The sequence below is a fragment of the Flavobacterium flavipallidum genome (assembly GCF_038289905.1).
Classification (GTDB): Bacteria; Bacteroidota; Bacteroidia; order Flavobacteriales; family Flavobacteriaceae; genus Flavobacterium; species Flavobacterium flavipallidum.
The window spans coordinates 241,732-266,471 of the sequence record NZ_JBBYHU010000001.1 but is presented as its reverse complement, the minus strand read 5'-3'; the positions used below and the strand labels follow the sequence as shown (position 1 = coordinate 266,471).

The following is a 24,740-nucleotide window of genomic DNA, read 5'->3' as shown; positions in this document are numbered from 1 at the left end:
CTTAATAAACTTAATTTCTTAATGGTTTTTTTTGTAGATATTTTTATCTAATGCTGTCGTGCGCGTGAGTTTGTACTCCGTTATTCCATAAAGTAAGAATATCAGTGGCAACGGCTGCTCCACTTCCGGCAGCAATGGCTAATTGGCTTCTCCATCCTGCTAAAGTCCCAATGACATAAATCCCTTCAGTTACTAGATGATCTGTATTTTTTAATTGAATTCTTTGTTTTTCAGGAAGTGCTTTTTGATGCGGTATGACGTATTGCATTAGTCCATCAATAGCAAAAGTGTTGGCTGAGCCAATACCTACTACAACAGCTTTGGTTTGGTAGCTATTTTTGTTAGTGATAACAGTCAAATTAGGTGCTTCTCCTTCAATACGGAATACTTTTTCGTTTTGAATTTGTGTAATATGAGGGTAAGTTTGATCTAAGTGTGCGATGCTTTCACTAAGTAATTCTGATCCAAGTTTGCCAGCAGGAATTCCATAGGCATTATTAAAAAGAGCATCCTGAAGTGAAGATGACTTTTGGTGTGAAAAAATCCCGATTTTTTTATCGGTAACAAATTTTTTGTTTTTGGCTGAGCCAAGTACTAATGCACATGACATGCCGGAAACACCACCTCCAATGATTAAAACGTCAAACATATAACTATAGTTTGTCGTTCATTTTATCTTCTATTTTTTTAGACATTCTAAAAATAATTAGAATCAGGATGGCGCAACAAGAAGCAGCAATTCCAATAAAGGCAACTGCGTTGTCTCCTCCAAACAGATTGTTGAAATCTAATTGAGTAATGTTGAAAATAATAAGTGCTGCAGCTAAAAATACTAATATGTTAGTGAAAATTTTCATGGTATTTGTTTTGACTTGTAGCTAAATATCTATTTGATAAAGTGGATATTGGTTTTTACTACTGGTTGTGTTCTACAAGTTAATTTAGGGTGTAAAATTATAAAAAAATAGTTTAGAGAAATAGTCCTTTAACATTAGAGGCAAATAATTTAACAGCGATAGCTAGTAGTACTACCCCAAAAGCTTTACGTACCACGTCAAGTCCATTTTTTCCTAATAGTTTTTCAATTTTTGAAGATGATTTTAGGACAATGTATACTAAAATGATGTTTAGGATTATAGCGATAACAATATTTACAGTGTGGTATTGTGAACGTAAAGAAAGTAAGGTGGTCATGGTTCCTGCTCCCGCAATCAGCGGAAATGCTAAAGGAACAATAGAAGCAGAGTTAGCTTCTTCATCTTTATAAATACGTATGCCGAGTATCATTTCTAAAGCAATGAAAAAAAGCACAAACGATCCTGCTACCGCAAATGAATGGACATCGATGCCTATGATGCTTAAAAAGTCTTCACCAATAAAGAGGAAAACAAGCATAATAATTCCCGCTACTAAAGCAGCCTTTTCTGACTCGATATGTCCGTGTTTTTTTCTAAGGTCTACAATAATAGGGATGGAACCTACAATGTCAATAACGGCAAAAAGAACCATTCCTACAGTGATGATTTCTTTTAGACTAATTAATAGCATGCTTTTTAGATTTTGTTATAGCAATAGAAGTTGGTGTCTGTTTTAAATTGTTGTGTAAAAATAGTTAATTGCTTATTATTTCGATGTTTTAGGTTGGTTTTTTTAGTGTTATTAATATTGCTGCAGCTGTAGAATTATCTTTCTTTAGTTTAATAGAGATTGGTTACCTTTGTAGCTTATAACAATAGTGTTTAAAAGTTATGTTTCAATTAGGGAAAACAATCGTTTCAGAGGATATTTTAGAGAAGGAATTTGTGTGTAATTTATCGGCTTGCCATGGAGCATGTTGTATTGATGGAGATGCTGGTGCGCCTTTAAGTGAAGAAGAAACTAAAATTTTGGAAGAGATTTATCCTAAAGTAAAGCCTTTTCTGCGTAAAGAAGGGATTGCTGCTATAGAAACTCAGGGGACTTGGGTCAAAGGTACAGATGGTGATCTTGAAACGACATTAATCGATAATAAGGATTGTGCTTATGTGATTTTTGATGGAAAAACAGCGCTCTGCGGTATTGAACAAGCCTATAATCAGGGGATTGTTGATTGGAAAAAACCGGTTTCCTGTCATTTGTATCCAATCCGAGTTAAAGATTTTACAGAGTTCGCAGCTGTGAATTACGACAAATGGGATATTTGTGATGATGCCTGTACTTTAGGTAAAGAATTAGAGGTGCCGGTGTATAAATTTGTGAAAGAAGCTTTGATTAGAAGGTTTGGTGAAGATTGGTATTTAGAGCTGGAAGAAGTGGCTCGTGAATGGAAAAAAGTGAAGTCAAAATAAACTATTTTTTTCTTGTTTTCTATTTTATAAATCCTATATTCTATAGTATATTATACCGTATGTCTATTTTTAAAGTATTGATATATAGTGTTTTATTTTTTAATTAGGGTTTAGTAGTCTTTTCTGTCTTTGTTAAAAACTAGGGGTTATTGTGAATAAGTTTGGCTTTTAATTGCCATAATATTTAGTAATCTTTGTAATATGATTTTAAATAAAAAAGAGCCTACGGACCCAGAAAGTCTTTGGCTCAAATTTTGGAAAGTCACTCCGTCAATTGTTGGATTTGGTCACCTGATTATTGATGTAGTGAAATTATTTATCGAAAGATAGAATAATTCAAAGACCGATGTGTGTAAAAACATATGTCGGTTTTTTGCTCTTCAAAAGTAATACATATCTACATATAATTTGTTAATATCGGTTTAAAATTATTAACGATTCGGGTTTTTATGTTGACAACTTTTTTTTTGACTTTTTTGATTGGAATAAAAGAGTTAAATAAAGTGTTTTTTTTCTTGTTTTCTATTTTATAAATCCTATATTCTACGGCATTTTATAACGTTTTCGGATTTTTAAACCGTTGATATGTAGTGTTTTATTTTTTAATTAGGATTTAGTAGTGTTTTCTGTCTTTGTTAAAAACTAGGGGTTATTGTGAATAAGTTTGGCTTTTAATTGCCGCAATATTTCATAATCTTTGTAATGCTTCAAAAAGCAAAAAACTATCCTTACAATCTCATTAAAAATAGAATTACAATGTCGCAAATTGAACCCATTTTACAAGAGAATAAAAATCGTTTCGTAATATTTCCAATTAAACACCATGATATTTGGGAATGGTATAAAAAAATGGAGGCAAGTTTTTGGACTGCCGAAGAGATTGATTTGTCTCAGGACTTACACGATTGGAACAATAAGCTAAATTCGGATGAGAAATATTTTATCAAACATATTTTAGCTTTCTTCGCTGCTTCTGACGGAATTGTAAACGAAAATTTAGCCGAGAATTTTGTTAACGAGGTACAATATGCTGAGGCGAAATTTTTCTATGGTTTCCAAATCATGATGGAAAATATTCATAGTGAAACCTATTCCCTTTTGATTGATACTTATGTAAAAGACGAAAAAGAGAAAGATGAGTTGTTTAATGCTTTAGATGTTTTTCCAGCTATTAGAAAAAAAGCAGATTGGGCTTTAAAATGGATCGAATCTGATTCTTTTGCTGAAAGATTAATTGCTTTTGCTGCTGTAGAAGGAATCTTCTTTTCTGGAGCTTTCTGTTCTATTTATTGGTTGAAAAAACGAGGTTTAATGCCAGGATTGACTTTTTCTAACGAATTGATTTCTCGTGACGAAGGAGTTCACTGTGACTTTGCAGTGCATTTACACAATCACCACTTGGTGAACAAAGTTCCGAAAGAAAGAATTAAAGAAATTATCGTAAATGCATTAGATATTGAAAGAGAGTTTATCACCGAGTCGCTTCCTGTAAGTTTGATTGGAATGAATGCCGGTTTGATGACGCAATATTTAGAGTTTGTTACGGATAGATTATTAGTGGAATTAGGTTGTGAAAGAGTTTATAATACGGCTAATCCATTCGATTTCATGGATATGATTTCGCTTCAGGGAAAAACCAATTTCTTTGAGAAAAAAGTATCCGAATATCAAAAAGCAGGAGTATTAAACAGTGGAAAAGCTAATGATTCTGATGCTCAGGAAATTTCATTCGACGCTGATTTCTAAATAATGAATACAATGTTTGTTTAGTCGTTGGCTAGGACAAACTCAAAATAACTAAGGCTTTTGGCTTTAGTGTCTTAAAGACAAAAAAGATTACAAATAACCCAAAAACAGAGAAGGGATTCTTTGTTTTTTTAAAACCCAAAACTTATGTACGTAGTAAAAAGGAACGGCCAAAAAGAGCCGGTAATGTTCGACAAGATCACAGAAAGAATTAAAAAACTGTGCTATGGCTTAAATGATTTAGTGGATGCTGTAAAGGTAGCCATGCGCGTGATTGAAGGATTGTATGATGGGGTTTCTACGTCAGAGTTAGATAATTTAGCGGCTGAGACTGCTGCTTCGATGACTATTGCGCATCCGGATTATGCTTTGTTAGCGGCTAGAATTGCTATTTCAAACTTACATTCAAATACTAAAAAGTCATTTTCTGAGACAATGACTGAAATGTATCATTATGTAAACCCAAGAAATGGACAAAAAGCGCCGTTAATTTCTGATGAGGTTTTTAAGGTTATTCAAGAAAATTCAGCTTTTTTAGATTCTCATATTATTTATAACAGAGATTTTAATTACGATTATTTTGGTTTCAAAACATTAGAGCGTTCTTATTTATTAAAAATAAACGGTAAAATTGTTGAAAGACCACAACATATGTTAATGCGTGTTGCTGTTGGGATTCACTTAGATGATTTGCAGTCAGTTTTAGAAACCTATGACTTAATGTCTAAAAAGTTCTTTACACATGCAACGCCAACATTATTCAACGCAGGTACTCCAAAACCGCAAATGTCTTCTTGTTTCCTTTTGGCAATGCAGGATGATAGTATTGACGGAATTTATGATACTTTAAAACAAACGGCTAAAATCTCTCAATCAGCGGGAGGAATTGGACTTTCAATTCACAACGTTCGTGCTACCGGTTCCTATATTCGTGGTACTAACGGAACTTCTAACGGAATTGTTCCAATGTTGAGAGTATTTAATGATACGGCTCGTTATGTAGATCAAGGTGGAGGGAAGCGTAAAGGAAGTTTCGCGATTTATATCGAAACATGGCATGCTGATATCTTCGAGTTCTTAGATTTGAAAAAGAATACCGGAAAAGAAGAAATGCGTGCAAGAGATTTATTCTTTGCGATGTGGACTTCGGATTTATTCATGAAACGTGTACAGGAAGATGGACAGTGGACTTTGATGTGTCCTAACGAATGTCCTGGTTTATATGATGTATACGGAGAAGAATTTGAAGCTTTATATACCGATTATGAGGCTAAAGGAAAAGGTAGAAAAACCATCAGGGCGCGTGAATTATGGGAGAAAATCTTGGAATCTCAAATCGAGACCGGAACTCCTTACATGTTATACAAAGATGCTGTTAACCGTAAATCAAACCAAAAGAATTTAGGAGTTATTCGTTCTTCTAACTTGTGTACTGAGATTATGGAGTACACTTCTAAGGATGAAATTGCAGTTTGTAATCTGGCTTCACTTTCATTGCCAATGTTTGTGGAAAATGGTGAATTTAACCATGAAGCTTTATACAATGTTACTAAACGTGTAACAAGAAACTTGAATAAAGTAATTGACAGAAATTATTATCCGGTTCCGGAAGCTGAGAATTCTAACTTACGTCACCGTCCGGTAGGTTTAGGAGTTCAGGGATTAGCAGATGCTTTCATCATGTTGCGTATGCCGTTTACAAGTGATGCTGCTAAGAAATTAAATCAGGAAATTTTCGAAACTTTATACTTCGCAGCCGTTACTGCTTCTATGGAAATGGCAAAAGAAGAAGGGCCATATTCAACTTACGAAGGTTCACCTATTTCACAAGGAGAATTCCAACATAATCTTTGGGGATTAAAAGATGAAGAATTATCCGGTCGTTGGGATTGGGCATCCTTAAGAAAAGAAGTAATGGAGCACGGTGTGCGTAACTCTTTATTAGTTGCACCAATGCCTACAGCTTCTACTTCTCAAATTTTAGGTAACAACGAAGCATTCGAACCATATACATCCAATATTTATACACGTCGTGTATTATCTGGGGAGTTTATCGTGGTAAACAAACACTTATTGCACGATTTAGTAGAGCGTGGATTGTGGACCGAAAGTTTGAAACAGGAAATTATGCGTCATAATGGTTCTGTTCAAAACATCGATATCATTCCTCAAGACTTGAAAGATTTGTATAAAACCGTTTGGGAAATGTCAATGAAAGATATTATTGATATGTCTCGTCAAAGAGGTTATTTTATTGATCAGTCACAATCATTGAACTTGTTTATGCAAGATGCTAATTATGCCAAATTAACTTCGATGCATTTCTACGCTTGGCAATCAGGATTAAAAACAGGTATGTATTATTTAAGAACGAAATCGGCAGTAGATGCGATTAAGTTTACGTTGAATAATGACAAAAAGGAACAACCCGTTGCTGCTGTTGCTGAAGAAGTAAAAACGGATTCTATTGATATCAACGAATACAAAGCAATGATTCTTAAAGCACAAGCAGGTGGTCCTGAGGATTGTGAAATGTGTGGATCTTAATATGAATTAATTATTAATTCAAAATAGTTAAGAAAACAGTCATCCTTGCGATGGCTGTTTTTTGTTTTAATAAGGTTGTTAATTATTCGTTTCAAAATTATAATTGCTTAAATTTGTAGTAGTTAAAACTAAATCATTAAGCTATGAAACTTAAAAATTTGTCTAAATACAGTGATGCTGAAAAGATTGTTCTTGCCGAACAATTGTGGGATAGTGTTTCTAAAAATGATTTAGAAATTTCTGAAGAAGTAAAAAGAGAATTAGATATTCGAATTCAAAATTTAGAAGAAGGAAAAACGGAATTATATACTTGGGAAGAAGTAAAAAACCACCTGAAGGCTATACGTAGTGTATAAGATTCGTTTTACTAAAGAAGCATTGTTTGATATTGAAGACATTGTCCTTTGGTATGAAGAACAAAGAATAGGTCTTTCTTATGATTTTGAACTTTGTTTAGAAGCCGGAATTGATACTATTTTGAGAAACCCGGAGGCTTATCAAAAAAGATATAAAAATATCAAAGTGAGGTATATTTCTAGATTTCCTTATGGAATTCATTATAGTTTCCAAAAAAAAGAAATTATCGTTATTGGTATTTTTCATACTTCACGTTCTCCTAAAAATTGGTCAAAAAGATTAGGATTGTAAAATTGATTATCTGTTTTCATAAAAACAGTCATCCTTGCAATGGCTGTTTTTTTGTTGTATATCAAATATTTTAATTCGTTTTGATATCTTTTTTGAGTATAATTCGTTAAATTTGAGTAAGTTAATTTTGTTTGAGGTTCTTGTTTAACACTAAATTTATAGTCATGAAAACAGAAGAATTCACAATAACAGAAGAATTATACGCAAGCCAATTCCAGCGTTTTCTTAATCTTTGTATCGATTTGATGTTTATTTATATCATCGTTCTAAGTTTAGGAACTACTGTTATTTTAGTGGCTTTGTCAGCTAATAATTTTGAACTTTCTAATTGGACCGAAAATCTTAGTAGGTCAGAAATAGGTTTTTATTCTGTAATAGTCGCTTTTTTATATTATTACCTCACTGAAGCTTATTTTTCCAGAACGTTTGCCAAGTTAATTACCCATACTATAGTGGTCAATATTGATGGAACAAAACCTTCGGTAAAGCGTTTGTTTATTAGAACTTGTTGCCGATTTATTCCTTTTGAAGTTTTTACTTTCCTGAAAGAATTTCCAAGGGGTTGGCATGATACTTTGTCTGAAACCTATGTAGTAAAAAAACGTAAGCTCACTAAAAAACGCAAGCATTTTAATGCAACAGTTGATGTAGTGAATGCTTAAAAAGGTAGCGTTAAAATTATTTTCTCTCCCCAATTTGCTGTCTCCACATGGCGTAATACAGTCCTTTTTCGTTTAATAAATCCTCGTGTTTCCCTTGCTCGATAATTTGTCCCTGTTCCAACACAAAGATTTTATCGGCGTGCATAATTGTGGATAAGCGATGCGCAATTAGTACCGTAATTTGATCTTTTTTGGATGAAATACTTCGAATGGTTTTGGTGATTTCTTCTTCGGTAATCGAATCCAGTGCTGAGGTTGCTTCGTCAAACAATAATAAATGTGGATTTCTGAGTAAGGCTCTCGCAATGGATAAACGTTGTTTTTCTCCACCAGAAACTTTTATTCCGCCTTCGCCAATGGTGGTGTAAATACCATTCTCGGCACGTTTCAATAAATTTTGGCAGGCTGATTTTTGTAAAACATCATTGATTTCTTCATCTGTTGCATCCGGTTTAACAAAAAGTAAATTGTCTTTTATCGTTCCGGAAAATAATTGTGCATCTTGAGTCACAAATCCTAATTGTTGTCTTAATTCGTTAAGGTCAATTTCTTTAGAATTTTTTTCATTGTAAAAGATAGCTCCTTCTGCTGGATTGTACAAACCAACTAACATTTTTACCAAAGTAGTTTTTCCGCTTCCGGATGGTCCAACAAAAGCAATGGTTTCGCCTACATTGGCTTCAAATGAAATGTTTTTGACGGCGTAACCTTTGGCAGTTTTGTGTTTGAAACTTATATTTTGAAAACTCAAATGATTGATTTCACCTAAGGTTTTAGGGTTTTTAGGTGTTTTTTCTATTTTGGCGTTCATCAATTCGGCAAAATTATCCATTGATGCCTTGGTTTCGTTAAAAGTGGCAATAACATTTCCCAATTCCTGTAAAGGGTTGAATAAGAAAAATGAAAAGAACATTAACGTAATTAAATCTCCCGGTTTTATGATGTCATTGAAAATGAACATATATAATGAAAATACTAAACAGGTTCTCATAAAATGAACGGTTGTTCCCTGAATGAAACTTAACGAACGGATAAAACGTACTTTTTTAAGTTCCAAACCTAAAATTTTGATAGTTGTAGCATTCAATCGGTTAATTTCCTGATCGGTCAATCCTAAGCTTTTTACTAATTCAATATTGCGTAAAGATTCGGTTGTCGCTCCTGCCAAAGCAGTAGTTTCGCCTAGAATTTCTTTGGATATTTTTTTGATTTTTTTACCTAAAAATGAACTTACATATGCAACAATTGGAACAGTTACTAGAAATATTGGTCCTAAAAGCCAATGAATACTTACGGCATAAACCACCACAAATACAATCCCTACAATCGATTGGAATATTAAAGAAATGGATAAGGTGATGAATTTTTCGCAATCTACTTTTACTTTTTGGAGTTTTCCTAAAGTTTCACCACTGCGTTGATCTTCGAAGTCTTGAAAAGGCAATTGCAAAGCTTTTTGAATTCCGTCGGTATACATTTGGGCGCCGGTACGTTGAATGATAATGTTGGTAAAATAATCCTGAAAGTTTTTAGCAATTCTGGAAGCCATGGCAGCTCCTAAGGATAATAGTAACCAACCTGATACGGCTTTAATAAAGTTAGTTTCATTATGATTGAAGTTAGCAACTCCAACACCGCATTCGTTCAGCAGTTTTCCAATGATTATGGAATCATATAATGAAAAGCATTGGTTTACTGCTGCTAAAAATAATGCTATATATAAAAGGGTCTTGTGGGTTTTGATATAACTAAATAAGACTTTCATCGGTTTTTTTTAAGTAAAAAGAGTAACTACAATTAGTTGAATGCAAATTTAAATTAAATATCGAAATATTTCGATATATTAAAAATATATTTTACTTTTGTCCTATGATTGCTGAATTGAACATAAAACAAGTTGAAAAAATCTCAAAAGCGCTGGGGGATCCTTATCGTCTAAAGATAATGAAGATCGTTAGCCAAAGTGAGAGTTGCGTTCAATGTTGTGATGTTTCTGCCGAGTTTCATTTGGCCCAGTCAACTATGTCTCATCATATAAAGCAATTGATTGAAGCTGATTTGTTAATTGCTGATAAAGATGGACGTAATTTAAAATTTGTTGTAAACAAAGAAGTTTGCGAGGCTTATGCTAAATATATTAGCAATTTTACGCTTTAGCTTTTTTTTGATTCAAAATATCGAAATATTTAGATATTTAAATACTTGGGATAATTAAACTATAAATAAGAAATAATGAAAAAATTAGAAAATAAAGTAGCTGTTGTCACAGGAGGAAACAGCGGAATAGGATTGGCAACTGCTAAAGTGTTTGCAGAAGAAGGTGCAAAAGTTGCTATTACAGGAAGAAACAAAGCTACAATTGATGAAGCTGTTTTTGAAATTGGTAATGCTTCTATCGGATTAGTTAGTGATGTTTCGGATATCAATAACATCGACAGGACTTATAAAACAGTGAAGGATACTTTTGGAAAAATTGATGTTTTGGTGGTTAATGCAGGAGTTTTTATTGCTGCTCCATTAGCAGATTTCACTGAAGAAATGTTTGATCAAACCAGCGATATTAATTTTAAAGGAGTTTTCTTTAGTATTCAAAAAGCCTTGCCTTATTTGAATGATGGAAGTTCAATTATTATTACAGCTTCAACAGTGGCACATAAAGGTTTTGCAACTACAGCCGCTTATTCGGCTTCAAAAGCAGCTGTTCGTTCTCTAGCCCGAACATTATCGGCTGAATTGTTAGATAGAAATATCCGTGTGAATGTACTTTCGCCTGGGCCAATCGATACACCAATATTTTCAAGAGGTGGAGCATCTGAAGAAGAAGCTCATGGAACAAAAACACATTTTGCATCAGGAATACCGGCTAAACGTTTGGGAACTTCAGAAGAAATGGCTGCTGGATTCCTTTATTTGGCTTCTGACGATTCGAAATTTATGATTGGTGGTGAGTTGCTCTTAGATGGTGGAGCAGCGACACTTTAATTGGTTATATTATTTAGTTTTTATTTGTTTTAAAAGGAAGAAGCCCTGGTTGAATACAATCAATCAGGGCTTTCTTGTAAAAAAACATTGGTCAATTATTAAATTATCATTCGCTACATGCATTGTTTGAGCTGCTTTGACTATTTCAATTAAAGCTTTTTTAGGTTCTTTCGTGTAACGTGTTTTTGTCTTATAAAATCCTAAAATAAAATGTATTTTTGAGATTTTAAATTTGCAATCTAAAATCAGCTATGAACTGGGAACAACTATTATCTTTAAAACGACAAGGCGACACAAGTAAAAGACTAAGAATTGAGCAGGATGATACCCGTTTGGGATTTGAAGTGGATTATGACCGAATTATATTTTCGGCTGCTTTTAGAAGTTTACAGGATAAAACACAGGTGATTCCACTCTCGAAAACTGATTTTGTGCACACTCGATTGACGCACAGTTTAGAGGTTTCGGTTGTTGGGCGCTCTTTAGGGCGTTTGGTTGGGAAAAAAATTATCGAAAAATATCCTTATTTAAAAGAAGTTCACGGTTTTCATATGAATGATTTTGGTGCTATTGTAGCAGCGGCGTCTTTAGCACATGATATTGGAAATCCACCTTTTGGACATTCAGGAGAAAAAGCCATCGGCGAATATTTTTCAAAAGGAGCAGGTGCTAAATACAAAGCCTTTTTAACCCCAAAACAATGGCAGGATTTAATTGATTTTGAAGGAAATGCTAATGGTTTTTCGGTGATGACTTCCAGTCGTCCCGGAATCGAAGGAGGATTGCGAATTTCTTATGCTACTTTGGGCGCTTTTATGAAATATCCAAAGGAAAGTTTGCCCAAAAAACCAACACGTAATATTTCGGATAAAAAATACGGTTTCTTTCAGGCAGACAAGAAATTCTTTCAGGAAGCGGCTCAGGATATGGGCTTGATTCCAAATAAATCAGGGGATAATATCGGTTTTGAGAGACATCCTTTGGCGTATTTGGTAGAAGCTGCCGATGATATTTGTTATACCATTATTGATTTTGAAGACGGAATCAATTTAGGTTTGGTCTCTGAAGATTTTGCTTTGGAATACCTGATTAAATTAGTAAAAGACAGTATTAATACTTCAAAATACAAGACTTTAGAAACTAAGGAAGATCGTATCAGTTATTTGCGTGCTTTAGCCATTAGCAGTTTGATTAATGATGCAGTTAAAGTATTTGTAGAAAATGAAGAAACTATTTTGCAGGGAAAATTTCCATTTGCTTTGATGGATAAGAGTAAGTACAAAGCGCAAATGGATGATATTATCAAAATCAGTATTGATAAAATTTACCAAAGCCGAGAGGTGATTGAAAAAGAATTAGTAGGTTACCAAATCATTCAAACTTTGCTGGATAAATTCATTACGGCCTATGATAATAAATTCAACGGAAACGATTCTAATTACGATAAATTAATCCTGAAATTATTACCAGAAAAACATCATTTAGAAAAAGAAAATTTATACGATCGTTTATTACATATTTGCCATTATGTTTCCTTGCTTACAGATGGAAACGCTCTTGAAATTTATGAGACTATAAACGGTCGAAAAAAACGTTAATTATTTAAAAGCATAAGTAAGTCCAACGCCCAAAACTTGTTTGATTTGGGTTTTTGGGCCTTCGTTTACTGTTACTCCATCAACTTCGGTTTTGTTTTTTATATCGTCATCATAAATAATACGAGCCCCTATGTTTGCTTTTACGTATTGGTTTACAACCAAATTTAAGGCTAGATCACAATCAACATCAACATTTCCAAAGTTGTTAAGATAATCCGAGTATAAACTTAGTGTATTAACAAAAACTACATTTTTAGCGATTTCTTTTTTGTAATTGTTAGTCAAAAGAATACCAAGCTCATTTTTTGCTCTTTTACCCTTAGTCAAAAGGTTTCCTTCAGTATCATAAGTGGCTTTTTCTACCCCAAAAGAACCTTTATCGGCGAGAGTTTGATCCCAAACAAAAGTAGCTTTGTAAGTAAATGGAGAAAAGTATATCACACGGCTTTTGTCTTTGGTACTGTTTTCTGCACCAGTTCCTAAAAACATATAAGCTGGAGCAAAGAGTCTTGAAATAGGATTTTGTTTATCAGGATATCTGTAACCGTTAGTAAATTGGGTGTTGAAATTAAGTTTAGCCGAATGAAACCAATTGCTTTCTTTGTCTTTTCGGTATCCAAAAGTTGAGTTGAGTCTGAAAGCATCATCAGTTTTTCGGATTTCAATTCCATCTTGCTTGTTCATTCCGTATCTTACACTAAGTTCGTTTACCCATTTAACCAATTTTTTTTCGTAGGTTCTGTTAAAATCTCCTTTTAATAATCCGGAAACTGAGTTAGTTCCTCCGGCACTCCAATTGACAAATGCTATTTCTGAAATGTCAAATCCAAGTATACTTTTCTTAGTCCAACAAGAAGGGGCTTTTTTTTCTATAGCTGGTACAGCTACAATTCTGGCAAAACTATATTTCAGTTTTTCTGGTTTGGGTTTTCTATAAAAATTGTCATTTAAAACAGGAAGGACAATTCTTTTTAGGGTGTCATTTTGAATAGAGTCATTAACTTCTTGTGCAAAAACAGTTGTATTAGTCAGGAATAAAAATCCAATTAGTAGTAGGTAGTGATATTTTATTTTCATTATCAAATTGAATCTTGATTTTGGTAATTACTTGTTTATATAACTTAAAAAAAGTGATTTTAGTGTATCAATATCTATTTTACAAAGTTGTTGTAACTCTTTTATGGTTCCTTGTTCAATAAATAGATCCGGAATTCCCAAGGTCTTTATCGTATTTTGATAATTCTTTTGAGAAGCAAATTCCAGAATTTCACTTCCAAAGCCACCAATAACTGTGCCATCTTCAATTGTGATGATGATTTTAAATTTTTCAAAAATAGCTTCTAATTGATTTTCGTCTAATGGTTTAATAAATGCAAAATCATAATGCGCTATAGCATCTGGATTCCCAATTTCTGATAATGCAGCACTCACATTATTGCCAATAGTACCGTTAGAGAGAACTGCTATTTCTGTTCCAGTTTTAATGCTGTTTGCTTTTCCAATTTCGATTTTTTGGTAATGACCAAAATGTTCTTTTTTCCAATTAGGAATGCTACCACGACCGCGAGGATATCGGATAGCAATAGGATTTTTTAGTCCCAGTTGAGCGGTGTAAAGTATATTTTGTAGTGCAATTTCATTGGCTGGCGCATAAATAATCAGATTAGGAATGCAACGCAAATAAGCAATGTCAAAAATACCGTGATGTGTTGCACCATCCTCGCCAACAAGTCCGGCTCGGTCTAAACAAAAAATTACGGGAAGGTTTTGTAACGCCACATCATGAATGACTTGATCGTAAGCTCTTTGTAAAAAAGTGGAGTAGATGTTGCAATAAACAATCATTCCCTGAGTTGCCATTCCGGCTGCCAGCGTTACAGCATGTTGTTCGGCAATACCTACATCAAATGCGCGTTCAGGGATGGCGTCCATCATGAATTTCAGGGAACTTCCTGTTGGCATTGCAGGTGTGATTCCAACGATTTTTTGATTTTTTTGTGCCAAATCTAATATAGTAAGCCCAAAAACATCCTGGTATTTTGGCGGAAGATTTTCTTCTGATTTGGGGATGATTTCACCTGTTAACGGATCAAATTTTCCCGGAGCATGGTATTGCACCTGATTTTCTTCAGCTTGTTGCAAACCCTTGCCTTTGGTGGTAATGACATGAAGAAATTTAGGTCCTTTGATTTTTTGTAAACGCTTTAATTCTTTCAAAACAGCAAAAATATCATTGCCGTCAATGGGTCCTGAATAATTAAAATTCAGGGATTTAATCATGTTGTTCTGTCTAGGGTTTTTGCCTTCTTTTACCGCTGTGAGATACTTTTTTAAAGCACCTACACTTGGGTCAATTCCGATGGCGTTATCATTAAGAATTACTAATAAATTGGCATTAGTAACTCCTGCATGATTTAGTCCTTCAAACGCCATACCAGAAGCGATTGAAGCATCTCCGATTACTGCAATATGTTGTTTTTCAAAATCGCCATTGATATTTGAAGCAATCGCCATTCCTAAAGCTGCCGAAATAGAAGTAGAAGAATGGCCAACACCAAAAGCGTCATATTCACTTTCACTTCTTTTAGGGAAGCCTGAAATTCCGTTTAATTGTCTGTTAGTGTGGAAGATTTCTTTTCGTCCGGTGAGGATTTTGTGTCCGTAAGCCTGATGGCCAACATCCCAAATTAGTTGGTCTTCGGGAGTGTTGAATATATAATGCAAAGCAATAGTTAATTCGACTACTCCTAAACTAGCTCCTAGATGACCTTCTTTTACTGAAACAATATCGATAATAAAGTCACGTAATTCCTGTGCCAACTCAGGAAGTTGAGCTTCGTTAAGTAAACGTAAATCTTTAGGAGAATGGATATGTTCGAGTAAATTGCTTTTCATTAAAATTTTAAAATGCAAATTTACGGTTTTTGTTTTCTATTTTTGTTTTTCAACTTAACAATTCCCTTTAAGAGATTTATGATAAATCCTTTCACCGACGAATATTTTATGAAAAAGGCTTTGCAGGAAGCTGAAATGGCTTTTGAAAAAGGCGAAATTCCTGTTGGTGCTATTGTTGTGGTTAATAATACCATCATTGCCCGAAGTCATAATTTAACCGAAATTCTGAATGATGTTACCGCTCATGCAGAAATGCAATCCATCACAGCTGCGGCTAATTATTTAGGTGGAAAATATCTAAAAGATTGTACGCTGTATGTTACTCTTGAGCCTTGCCAGATGTGTGCCGGAGCCTTGTACTGGAGTCAGATTTCTAAAATTGTTTTTGGAGCTCGTGATGAGCAGCGTGGTTTTATGGCTATGGGAACCAAACTGCATCCTAAAACCACCGTTGTTTCAGGAGTTATGGCTGATGAGGCTGCCGATTTGATGAAACGTTTTTTTGTAGAAAGAAGAAAGTAATCTCTAGTTTTTAAATTCTTCCATCAAATACACCAGCATATTTCGCACTGGTTTGCCACCACGATATTGTTTGATAATTACAGGAGGATTTATCTTTGCAAAATCATCTTTATAGATTTCATTTGGATCACTAAAATTATTCGAAACAGTAATGTAGTAAGCATCATCACCTTTTTGAATGGGTTTTCTCAATTGGTTTAACCAATGATAGGTATGAATGTCTTCCAGTTTCCCAATGGCAATAAAATGAAGATGTAAAGGTTGGACAATATAATTGTCAATATGTGCTGCCGGAAACCATTTGTTGTTAATGATAAATTCGGTATTGGTTGTCCCCTTTGCTTTATTTTGCTGAATTATTTTTTCAACTTCAGTTTTAAAAAAACTCCAATCGTACATGTCTAAGGTAACGTCGCCTTTTCCTAATTTTTCCTCATTTGTTTTTCCTAATGTTCCTGGGTAAAATGAAATGAACAGAATTCCAATACAACTTACTACAATAATCAAGTAGTTTGCATAATGTACTAATTTAGGTACTAGTGAGTCGGTTTTTAAATCAGATAAATAAGTTGCTGATAGTAAAATCAAGGCAGTGTATCCAGGGCCAGACCAGTGAGGTAAGGTGTCTCGAAATAAGGAAACAAACAATAAAATACCAATCAAGGGCAAACTCATTAAAAGTAAGAGTCGAATGTAATTTGTATCAATCTTGATTTTGTTTTTCCAACAAGCAATTAGAGTTGTTACAATTATAAAATAATTGATAGGATTGTTGTAAGCGAGTCCGCCAAAAAACTCCCGAATAAAACTATTCGGATTCATTCCATGATTGATACTTACTCGATTACTGTGAAAAGTATAGGTGATAAAATCATTTTCGATATTCCAAAACAGAATAGGTGAGATAATCAAAAGTGTTAGTAATACCGATACGTATAAATAGCCGTTGGAAAGTAATTTTCGATTGTAAATAAGAATATAAAGACCAAAACCCAACCACAAGAAAATTCCGTGTATTTTACTCATTACGCACAATCCAGTTGCTAAACCGAAAAAAATCAAATGCAAATTAGATTTGGTTTGACTTTCTTTATTTGTAATTATAGCTGTTAATAAATACAGGCTTACCATCCAAAAAAACAATTGAGGTGCATCAGGCATAATAAATACGCCCGCTATGATACTGCTGTAAATGGAAGAATTATAAAGCAAAGCAGCAAAAAGACCAGTTCGTTCATCTTTGATTTTTTTGCCAATTTGGTAAATCAAATAAGTATTGGCTGCTGCCAAAAGAATGGGGCCTAAACGGATGAAAAATTCATTGGTAAAGGCTAAATTAAATGTAGTCAATCGAATTAATAATGCTACTAAAGGCGGATGATCAAAATAATTCCATTGTAAATGTTGGGCATAAGTCACATAATAAACTTCGTCATTTCCCAGACCAATAGAACAAGCAATGATACAACGAAAGAGCGTTGCGAGTAGAATAATACTTGCTATTTTGTTTTTGAAAAGCATTATTATATTTTGAATGTATAGAAAGAATTAGCTCCAAAATTCCAAATAAAAACAATGGCTGTTACAATGATTTTACAAAGGTAAAAGTTGATTTTTGTCTTTTTTTGTAAGGAATATAAAAAGCCGGTATTTAGGCTAAATCCAATAATGGCAATAATTAGAAAACTTAGAAATTGAAGCCCGATTTCAGAATTGTGATTTTCGAAAGTGAAGTATTTGTTGAGAAAATAATTATTGGTTACGCCAAATAAAAAGCCTAAACCATTTGCCAAGTATTTGTTGAATCCTAATTTTTCTTTACAAATCCAAGTAATACCAAAGTCAATTATAAGTCCCGTAAAACCGACTAATCCAAATTTGAAGAATTTAAAAAAATCCATTTATTGCTGACTAAGTTTAGGATTTGGGAAGTTGAGTGAACCATTTTTGAAAGATTCTATTTTTCTTTTTACAAAAGCACTTTCGCTGATTTTGTTATACCAAATTACTGATAGAGACCCAAAAGCAACTCCTATCAAAGCACCTACAAATACATCCATAAGAAAATGATGGGCAAGGTAAATTCGGGAGTAACCTACTAAAATGCTCAGGAAAAGCAGTGAAGCACAAACGTATCTTCTTTTACAATAATTGGATAAAACGGTTGCAAAAGCAAAAAATGAAGCGGTGTGACCTGATGGAAAACTGTTAAATCCAATTCGGCTTGAAGCAAAAGTATCCAAGTAGTATTTGTAATGATGGAGTTCAAAAAAGACTTTAGGTCTTGGAGCAGCGATTAAGTTTTTTATGATTTGGGCAAAAATTCCAGAACTGATGTATGAAAGCAGTATGATGAATCCCAGTTTTCGATGCTTTTTGATAAAAAGTAATAGTACTGATGAAATAATAATGAACCAGCCGTCTCCCAGAAAAGTGATAATTTCAAAAGTGATTTTTAAAAGGGTATTGTGGAATTGATTCAGCCATATAAAAACATCAGCCTGAGAAAAGGCGCATAGCAAAAAGGAAACCATGGCAACTAATGCCAAATTAAGGCTGTAAAAGAAACTATTTTGTGTAATTATTTTTAGAAAGGAATTCATTTTACAAAAAATTAATTTTTTGTAAAACTAATAGTCAGTTGTTTGTTTAATGTAAACTCAGTTTTGTAAAAACAAAATCAAATTATTAATTGAATGTTACTAAAGTGCTTAGAATGTTAACTACGAGGTTGTATTTTTTTTACCGCACTAGGCTTTACATTTCGTTGTTTTTTAAAATAATTGGAAAGATGGCTTTCATCAGTAAAACCAAATTCAAATGCAATTTGTTTCATTGATAATTGCTTATTTAGTATTCGTTTTTCTATCAATTGAGTCCGTAGTTTGTTAATGTAATCTCGATAGCTTATGGAGAAATTGCGTTTAAAATAAGTCCCAAAATAACTCTGGGAAATGTTAAAATGTTCTGCGATGGTTTTTATTTGTACCAGTTTTGGTTTGTAAATATTTTGGTGGATATAAGAGATAATTTGTTCATTGTCAATTCCTGAACCAGTAGTATTGATGTTTTGCTGTTGAAGGCTTTCTTTTATAAGTCCAAAAATGGATAAGATTTGGTAAAATACAATTGGAGAAGTAGAAATCGTTGCAACGCTGTTGTAAGCTCGAATGTTGTCTATAGTATTTTTTAATATAATAGAATTTGTGGAGTTGAACTTTAGGATGTTTTCTTTGAGATACTGATCACGCATGAAATTCTCGGGGGTGTTCAGTAGGAATTCATCACAGGATAATTTTTTATTTGAATTAAAATAGGTGTCGGTAAATTTGATAAAGAAAAATCGGGTTGTTTCTTTGATGTCAAAATAATGTTCATCATCAGTTGAAAGTAAAAACAAATCTCCACTTTGATAAGGAATCAAATTCTTATTCAATTGATGAATGCCACTACCCTTAATAATGTAAATGATTTCATAATAGGTGTGACTGTGTTTAGGAAGATGAAATTGGTCTTCTTCAAATTCATCGATTTCCAAGGTGTCAAATTGAACTTTTTTCATAGTCTATAATTGCAAGTTTGTATTGTAAATTTACAATTTATTTGGGTTGGTATAGCGTAAATTTGTGAACTCAAATAAATACGAAGTTTTACTAATCGTATTGTGGTTACTAATTTATTGTTTTTAAAATGAAAAAAAGTTTGCTTTCACTCGCTTTGGGTGGTTTAACTATCGGGATTACCGAATTTGTAATGATGGGGATATTACCTGATATTGCAAAAAATCTAGATATAAGTATTCCTGTTGCTGGATATTTAATTTCGGCTTATGCATTAGGAGTGGTTATAGGTGCACCTTTATTAGTGATTATGACTCGTAATTACCCACCTAAAAAAACGCTTTTAATTCTGGCAACAATGATTACGGCATTCAATTCCTTGTCGATTGTAGCTCCTAATTATGAATTTCTTTTTGCTGTACGATTGTTATCGGGTTTACCACATGGAGCATTTTTTGGTGTTGGCGCAGTTGTGGCGAGTCGTCTTGCTGATAAAGGTAAAGAGGCTCAGGCAATTTCAGTAATGTTTGCAGGTTTAACGATTGCTAATCTTCTCGGTGTTCCGCTTGGAACTTATATCGGACATCATTTTTCTTGGCGTTATACATTTATAATTATTGCTATAGTAGGAACTTTAACAGTAAGCGCACTTTATTTTTGGATGCCAAATTTAGAAGCTAGAAGTAGAGAAGGGATGAAAAAGCAGTTGCAGTTTTTTAAGAAAGCTGAGGCTTGGTTAGTTATTTCTATAACCGCTATTGGTGCTGGAGGTTTATTTTGCTGGATAAGTTATATAGCGCCTTTGTTGACTGAAATATCAGGTTTTGCTAGTGCTGACGTTCCTTATATTATGATGCTAGCTGGTCTGGGGATGGTTTTAGGGAATTTTATAGGTGGGAAGTTGGCTGATCGTTATTCGGCAGAAAAAACAATTATTATTTTACTTCTGATTATGGTAGTCGATTTGTTGATGGTGTTTTTCTTTTCGGCTAATCAATATGTCAGTCTTGCTTTAGTTTTTTCTACAGGATGCATTGCTTTTGCAGTAGCAGCGCCAATCCAGACCTTAATGATACAAACGGCTGTAGGTGCCGAGATGATTGCATCGGCGGCAATACAGGCTGCTTTTAACACTGGTAATGCTTTAGGAGCTTTCCTTGGTGGTTTGCCTTTAATCGCAGGATTTAATTATGCTTCTCCTAATTTAGTGGGTGTAACTATGTCGATTTGTGGGGTGCTGTTTACAGTGATTTTTTTACAAAGAAAAAGACGTGTAATGAAGTTGGCTGCAATTTAATTTTTTTAAGAAAATAAAATGTACAAAAAAACCGTTCCGAAATAAATCGAAACGGTTTTTTGTTTAGTCTTCTTTAATAGCATTTCCTTTATTGTCAAAGAAATGATATTCTAAATACGTGTAAGCGTCACGTGGTATAATTTTCACCCATTTTTTATGTTCAAAAAACCATTTTGAACGTAATGATGGAAAACCTTTGCTGAGGTATGCAGCCACAAACGGATGTACATTGAGTACTACTTTTTTGTGGGTTTTAAAAATTCTTTCCAGATCAGCTTTGATTTTATCAATGATTAAAATTGGCGCTTCAATTTCACCATTTTCATTGTTTGGATCTTCTTCTCTGGTTTTAATATTTCTTTCCGGTCTTACTCTTTGTCTGGTAATTTGAACTAAACCAAATTTACTAGGAGGTAAGATTTTGTGTTTCGCTTTATCATCGCTCATTTCTTCCCTCAGGAAGTCGAACAGGACTTTGCGATTTTCGGGATTAGACATATCGATAAAATCTACGACTATGATACCGCCCATATCGCGCAAACGTAATTGTCTGGCTATTTCGGCTGCGGCAATCATATTGACTTCCATGGCTGTGTCTTCCTGATTAGTAGCTTTATTCGAACGGTTTCCGCTGTTCACGTCAATAACGTGTAAGGCTTCGGTATGCTCGATGATAAGATAAGCTCCTTTACTCATGGAAACAGTTTTTCCAAAAGAAGTTTTGATTTGTCTCTCTATATTAAATTTCTCGAAAATAGGCGTGTCGTTTGATTGATAAAACTTCACAATTGATTGTTTAGATGGTGCAATTTCTTGCAAGTAATCCTTGGTTTGATGGTACAACTCTTCATCATCTATTTGGATACTGGTAAAAGTATCGTTGAAAACATCTCTAAGAATTGAGGAAGCTCTGTTGAGTTCACCTAATACTTTTGAGGGATGATGAGCAGTTGGTAATTTCTTACACATTGCAGACCATCTGCTTAGCAGGTTCTGCAAATCTTTTTCTAATTCGGCTGTGTTTTTGCCTTCGGCTACTGTGCGAACAATAACGCCAAATCCTTTAGGTTTGATAGATTGTACCAGTTTTTTAAGTCGGTCTTTTTCTTTTTTGTCTTCTATTTTTTGAGAAATAGAAACACGATCAGAGAAAGGAACTAATACAATATAACGTCCGGCAAGAGAAAGCTCAGCGCTTATTCTTGGTCCTTTGGTTGATATTGGTTCTTTTACAACTTGTACTAAGATAGATTGATTGGCATTGATTACATCAGTAATAGTACCGTCTTTGTCTATCTCTTTTTCAAACTGAAAGTTTTTTAGGGAGAAATCTTTTATTTTACCTGCGCTTACAAGTTTTATGAATTTCAGTTGGGAAGTTAAATTAGGACCTAAGTCGTGATAATGTAAAAAAGCGTCTTTTTCAAAACCTACATTTACAAAAGCAGCGTTAAGTCCGGCAACAGGTTTTCTGATTTTGGCAATAAAAATATCGCCTACCTGAAAGTTGCTTGTCTCTTCTTCTTTGTGTAATTCAATTAGTTTTCCATCTTTTAATAAGGCAAAATCTACGGAATCAGAACTTGATCGAATGATTAATTCTTTATTCACTTTGTAAATTTTTATCCGAACTTTTTAGTTTTCAGTTTTCGGTTTTCAGTTTTCAGTTTTTGCAACTCTTAACTCTTAACTTATCACTTATAACTGAATTGTCAGGATGGATTAAACAATATTTTGAACAGGTATTAACCCGGAGGAATTCAGTAAGCAGTATTCAGTGGGCAGAAAGCAGTTTTATGCTGCGGTCTGAAATCTAAATTCTGAAGTCTGAAATCCAAATTTCAATGAACGTTTAAAAAGAAAAAAGTAGTTAAAAACTACTTTTTCTTTTTGTGACGGTTAGCTCTCGCTCTTTTTTTACGTTTGTGAGTAGCTACCTTATGTCTTTTTCTTTTTTTACCACTTGGCATAATCTTTTAGATTTTATGATTAATAATATTATTTTGCTTCGTTGTTTGTTTTTACTCCTTCCACAAATACTTTTGCAGGTTTGAAAGCAGGAATGTTGTGTGCAGGTATTTTAATTGTAGTGTTTTTAGAGATATTTCTACCTGTTTTCTCAGCTCTTGTCTTTACGATAAAGCTACCAAAACCTCTTAAATATACATTGTCTCCAGTTTCTAATGAAGTTTTTACTTCCTCCATAAAAGTCTCTACTGTTGCTTGCACATCACCTTTTTCAAGACCTAATTTTTCTGAAATTTTCGCTACGATATCTGCTTTCGTCATTTTCTTTCCTTATTTATTATTTTGTAATAATTTTTTTGAGTGTGCAAATATATGAATTAAAAAAACAATTATTCAAGCTAATTCATTAAATTTTAATTACATAAACTTTTACTTTTGTCAACAAATATTTAATAATGATTTTTCATAACTTACTAATAAAGTGGTATTTACAAAACAAGCGTGATTTGCCGTGGCGAAATACTGTAAATCCTTACCTGATTTGGCTCTCTGAAATTATGCTCCAACAAACGCGAGTTGCTCAAGGATTGCCTTATTTTTTGTCTTTTGTTGATGCTTTTCCAACGGTTTTTGATCTGGCAAATGCCGATGAAGAAAAGGTGTTAAAATTATGGCAGGGATTGGGTTATTATTCACGTGCCCGCAATTTGCACAAAACGGCTCAATATGTAGCAACCGAATTAAACGGGGTTTTTCCTGATTCTTATAAAGGTTTATTACAATTAAAAGGAGTGGGCGATTATACTGCTGCGGCTATTGCTTCCTTTTCTTATAATGAAGCTGTTCCTGTAGTTGACGGAAATGTTTTCAGGGTTGTGGCTCGTTATTTTGACATTGAAACAGATATTGCTCAGGCTTCTGCCAAAAAAGAATTTGCCGAATTAGCTTTCGAATTAATGCCAAAAGATAAGCCAGCAATTTTCAATCAGGCGATAATGGAGTTTGGTGCTTTGCAATGTGTGCCTAAAAATCCGGATTGTGGAAAATGTGTTTTTAACGAAAGCTGCGCAGCTTTGCAAAAAAAGAAAGTCGATCAATTGCCGGTTAAGTTGAAGAAGCTTAAAGTTAGAAATCGATACTTTAATTATATTATGCTATCAGATGCTGATGAGAAAACTTTGATTCAAAAAAGAACAGCAAAGGGAATTTGGCATAATCTATATGAGTTTCCTTTGATTGAAACCGATAAAGAAGAAGATTTTGAATTTGTTTCAAATGCTGTTCAGCAAGAATCTTTTTTTGTTAATCCTATTATAAGTATGCGTGCCTGTAATGAAAAAAGTATTGTGCATAAATTGTCCCATCAGCATTTGCATATTAAATTTTGGAAGCTCAATGTAAAAGGTAAGGTTGATAATGGAATTACCAAAGAGGAATTAAAGCAATATCCTTTCCCGATTGTGATTCATAATTTTATTGAATCAGACTAGAATATCATGCGTAAAAAATGTATCTTTGGTTAGTAATCATATTCTAGGGCTATGAACGGAACATTAAATAAGGTTATGCTGATTGGTCATCTGGGTGATGATGTTAAGATGCATTATTTTGAGGCAGGTAATTGTATCGGAAGATTTCAATTGGCAACCAATGAAGTGTATATTAACAAAACGACCAATGAAAAGATTGTTTCAACAGAATGGCATAATCTTGTAGTACGTAATAAGGCCGCTGAAATATGTGAAAAATATTTGTCAAAAGGAGATAAAATTTATGTAGAAGGAAGGATTAAATCCCGTCAGTGGCAGGCAGAAGATGGAACGATGAAACATACGACTGAAATTCAAGTGACGGAATTTACTTTTTTAACAACCAAAAAAGATACTGAAAACAAACAATCTCAGAGTCCTGATTCTTCAAAAAACACTAATTTTGATACACCAAATAAAGGCTTACCTATTAATGATTTGCCTTTTTAATTGTTTAAC

General features: G+C 33.7%; 25 protein-coding genes. 13 read left to right on the top strand and 12 right to left on the bottom strand.

Translation table 11 applies throughout. From position 1 onward, the window contains the following. Nucleotides 1-43: 43 nt before the first annotated feature. The 3 genes from AAEO59_RS01190 to AAEO59_RS01180 all read right to left on the bottom strand — a co-directional run bounded on the left by AAEO59_RS01190 (nt 44) and on the right by AAEO59_RS01180 (nt 1,548). Complete coding sequence (locus tag AAEO59_RS01190) at nt 44-649, bottom strand: FAD-dependent oxidoreductase (protein WP_341698929.1); 606 nt, start codon at nt 647-649, stop codon at nt 44-46. A gap of 4 nt (nt 650-653) precedes the next feature. Next, the gene (locus AAEO59_RS01185; protein WP_341698928.1) at nt 654-857 is read right to left on the bottom strand and encodes a hypothetical protein; all 204 of its coding nucleotides are present in this window, start codon (nt 855-857) and stop codon (nt 654-656) included. Between the two features lie 112 nt (nt 858-969). Continuing rightward, entirely contained in the window at nt 970-1,548 is a 579-nt protein-coding gene (locus AAEO59_RS01180; RefSeq protein WP_341698927.1) for a MarC family protein, read from the bottom strand. A gap of 200 nt (nt 1,549-1,748) precedes the next feature. Here AAEO59_RS01180 and AAEO59_RS01175 point away from each other — a divergent pair, with 200 nt between their 5' ends. From AAEO59_RS01175 to AAEO59_RS01150, 6 genes are all read left to right on the top strand, one after another. After that, the gene (locus AAEO59_RS01175) at nt 1,749-2,327 is read left to right on the top strand and encodes a DUF3109 family protein (RefSeq protein WP_341698926.1); all 579 of its coding nucleotides are present in this window, start codon (nt 1,749-1,751) and stop codon (nt 2,325-2,327) included. A 756-nt stretch (nt 2,328-3,083) separates the two neighbouring features. Further along, nucleotides 3,084-4,073 (top strand): ribonucleotide-diphosphate reductase subunit beta, encoded by a 990-nt coding sequence (locus tag AAEO59_RS01170; RefSeq protein ID WP_341698925.1) that lies wholly within the window; start codon nt 3,084-3,086, stop codon nt 4,071-4,073. Nucleotides 4,074-4,220: 147 nt separating this feature from the next. Beyond that, nucleotides 4,221-6,620 (top strand): ribonucleoside-diphosphate reductase subunit alpha, encoded by a 2,400-nt coding sequence (locus tag AAEO59_RS01165; protein ID WP_341698924.1) that lies wholly within the window; start codon nt 4,221-4,223, stop codon nt 6,618-6,620. 143 nt (nt 6,621-6,763) lie between these two features. Then, the gene (locus tag AAEO59_RS01160; protein WP_341698923.1) at nt 6,764-6,976 is read left to right on the top strand and encodes an addiction module protein; all 213 of its coding nucleotides are present in this window, start codon (nt 6,764-6,766) and stop codon (nt 6,974-6,976) included. Beyond that, nucleotides 6,969-7,268, top strand: a complete 300-nt coding sequence (locus AAEO59_RS01155; protein WP_341698922.1) for a type II toxin-antitoxin system RelE/ParE family toxin — start codon at nt 6,969-6,971, stop codon at nt 7,266-7,268. The genes AAEO59_RS01160 and AAEO59_RS01155 overlap by 8 nt, the downstream gene beginning before the upstream one ends. A gap of 164 nt (nt 7,269-7,432) precedes the next feature. Continuing rightward, nucleotides 7,433-7,930: an RDD family protein gene (locus tag AAEO59_RS01150; RefSeq protein ID WP_341698921.1), complete on the top strand. Its 498-nt coding sequence runs from the start codon at nt 7,433-7,435 to the stop codon at nt 7,928-7,930. Nucleotides 7,931-7,946: 16 nt separating this feature from the next. Here the strand turns inward: AAEO59_RS01150 and AAEO59_RS01145 are convergent, their stop codons facing one another. Continuing rightward, nucleotides 7,947-9,695: an ABC transporter ATP-binding protein gene (locus tag AAEO59_RS01145; protein ID WP_341698920.1), complete on the bottom strand. Its 1,749-nt coding sequence runs from the start codon at nt 9,693-9,695 to the stop codon at nt 7,947-7,949. Nucleotides 9,696-9,799: 104 nt separating this feature from the next. Here AAEO59_RS01145 and AAEO59_RS01140 point away from each other — a divergent pair, with 104 nt between their 5' ends. From AAEO59_RS01140 to AAEO59_RS01130, 3 genes are all read left to right on the top strand, one after another. Then, nucleotides 9,800-10,087: an ArsR/SmtB family transcription factor gene (locus AAEO59_RS01140; RefSeq protein WP_341698919.1), complete on the top strand. Its 288-nt coding sequence runs from the start codon at nt 9,800-9,802 to the stop codon at nt 10,085-10,087. 75 nt (nt 10,088-10,162) lie between these two features. After that, entirely contained in the window at nt 10,163-10,912 is a 750-nt protein-coding gene (locus AAEO59_RS01135; protein ID WP_341698918.1) for an SDR family oxidoreductase, read from the top strand. Between the two features lie 251 nt (nt 10,913-11,163). After that, nucleotides 11,164-12,510, top strand: a complete 1,347-nt coding sequence (locus AAEO59_RS01130; protein WP_341698917.1) for a deoxyguanosinetriphosphate triphosphohydrolase — start codon at nt 11,164-11,166, stop codon at nt 12,508-12,510. On the opposite strand, the gene AAEO59_RS01125 is transcribed toward AAEO59_RS01130, so the two are convergent. Together AAEO59_RS01125 and AAEO59_RS01120 are read right to left on the bottom strand one after the other, a co-directional pair. After that, nucleotides 12,511-13,587 carry a DUF3078 domain-containing protein gene (locus AAEO59_RS01125; RefSeq protein ID WP_341698916.1) on the bottom strand — a complete coding sequence of 359 codons (1,077 nt, stop codon included), beginning with the start codon at nt 13,585-13,587 and terminating at the stop codon, nt 12,511-12,513. Nucleotides 13,588-13,614: 27 nt separating this feature from the next. Beyond that, nucleotides 13,615-15,405 carry a 1-deoxy-D-xylulose-5-phosphate synthase gene (locus AAEO59_RS01120; RefSeq protein ID WP_341698915.1) on the bottom strand — a complete coding sequence of 597 codons (1,791 nt, stop codon included), beginning with the start codon at nt 15,403-15,405 and terminating at the stop codon, nt 13,615-13,617. A gap of 78 nt (nt 15,406-15,483) precedes the next feature. Between AAEO59_RS01120 and AAEO59_RS01115 the strand changes: the two genes are divergently transcribed. Next, nucleotides 15,484-15,927 (top strand): nucleoside deaminase, encoded by a 444-nt coding sequence (locus AAEO59_RS01115; protein ID WP_341698914.1) that lies wholly within the window; start codon nt 15,484-15,486, stop codon nt 15,925-15,927. A gap of 3 nt (nt 15,928-15,930) precedes the next feature. Here AAEO59_RS01115 and AAEO59_RS01110 read toward each other — a convergent pair whose 3' ends face one another. The 4 genes from AAEO59_RS01110 to AAEO59_RS01095 form a co-directional block, all read right to left on the bottom strand. Continuing rightward, nucleotides 15,931-17,448 (bottom strand): ArnT family glycosyltransferase, encoded by a 1,518-nt coding sequence (locus AAEO59_RS01110; protein ID WP_341698913.1) that lies wholly within the window; start codon nt 17,446-17,448, stop codon nt 15,931-15,933. A 2-nt stretch (nt 17,449-17,450) separates the two neighbouring features. Next, complete coding sequence (locus AAEO59_RS01105; RefSeq protein ID WP_341698912.1) at nt 17,451-17,828, bottom strand: GtrA family protein; 378 nt, start codon at nt 17,826-17,828, stop codon at nt 17,451-17,453. After that, entirely contained in the window at nt 17,829-18,530 is a 702-nt protein-coding gene (locus AAEO59_RS01100) for a phosphatase PAP2 family protein (RefSeq protein WP_341698911.1), read from the bottom strand. A 116-nt stretch (nt 18,531-18,646) separates the two neighbouring features. Further along, nucleotides 18,647-19,489: an AraC family transcriptional regulator gene (locus AAEO59_RS01095; RefSeq protein WP_341698910.1), complete on the bottom strand. Its 843-nt coding sequence runs from the start codon at nt 19,487-19,489 to the stop codon at nt 18,647-18,649. Nucleotides 19,490-19,617: 128 nt separating this feature from the next. On the opposite strand from AAEO59_RS01095, the gene AAEO59_RS01090 reads away from it, so the two are divergent. After that, nucleotides 19,618-20,784 carry an MFS transporter gene (locus AAEO59_RS01090; protein ID WP_341698909.1) on the top strand — a complete coding sequence of 389 codons (1,167 nt, stop codon included), beginning with the start codon at nt 19,618-19,620 and terminating at the stop codon, nt 20,782-20,784. 63 nt (nt 20,785-20,847) lie between these two features. Here AAEO59_RS01090 and AAEO59_RS01085 read toward each other — a convergent pair whose 3' ends face one another. Then, the gene (locus tag AAEO59_RS01085) at nt 20,848-22,395 is read right to left on the bottom strand and encodes a ribonuclease E/G (RefSeq protein ID WP_341698908.1); all 1,548 of its coding nucleotides are present in this window, start codon (nt 22,393-22,395) and stop codon (nt 20,848-20,850) included. Nucleotides 22,396-22,782: 387 nt separating this feature from the next. Continuing rightward, entirely contained in the window at nt 22,783-23,073 is a 291-nt protein-coding gene (locus AAEO59_RS01080; RefSeq protein WP_007805026.1) for an HU family DNA-binding protein, read from the bottom strand. Nucleotides 23,074-23,207: 134 nt separating this feature from the next. Here AAEO59_RS01080 and mutY point away from each other — a divergent pair, with 134 nt between their 5' ends. Continuing rightward, on the top strand, nt 23,208-24,242 hold the full coding sequence (mutY, locus tag AAEO59_RS01075) for an A/G-specific adenine glycosylase (protein ID WP_341698907.1): 1,035 nt from the start codon (nt 23,208-23,210) through the stop codon (nt 24,240-24,242). A gap of 51 nt (nt 24,243-24,293) precedes the next feature. Beyond that, nucleotides 24,294-24,731, top strand: a complete 438-nt coding sequence (locus AAEO59_RS01070; RefSeq protein ID WP_341698906.1) for a single-stranded DNA-binding protein — start codon at nt 24,294-24,296, stop codon at nt 24,729-24,731. Nucleotides 24,732-24,740 lie beyond the last annotated feature (9 nt).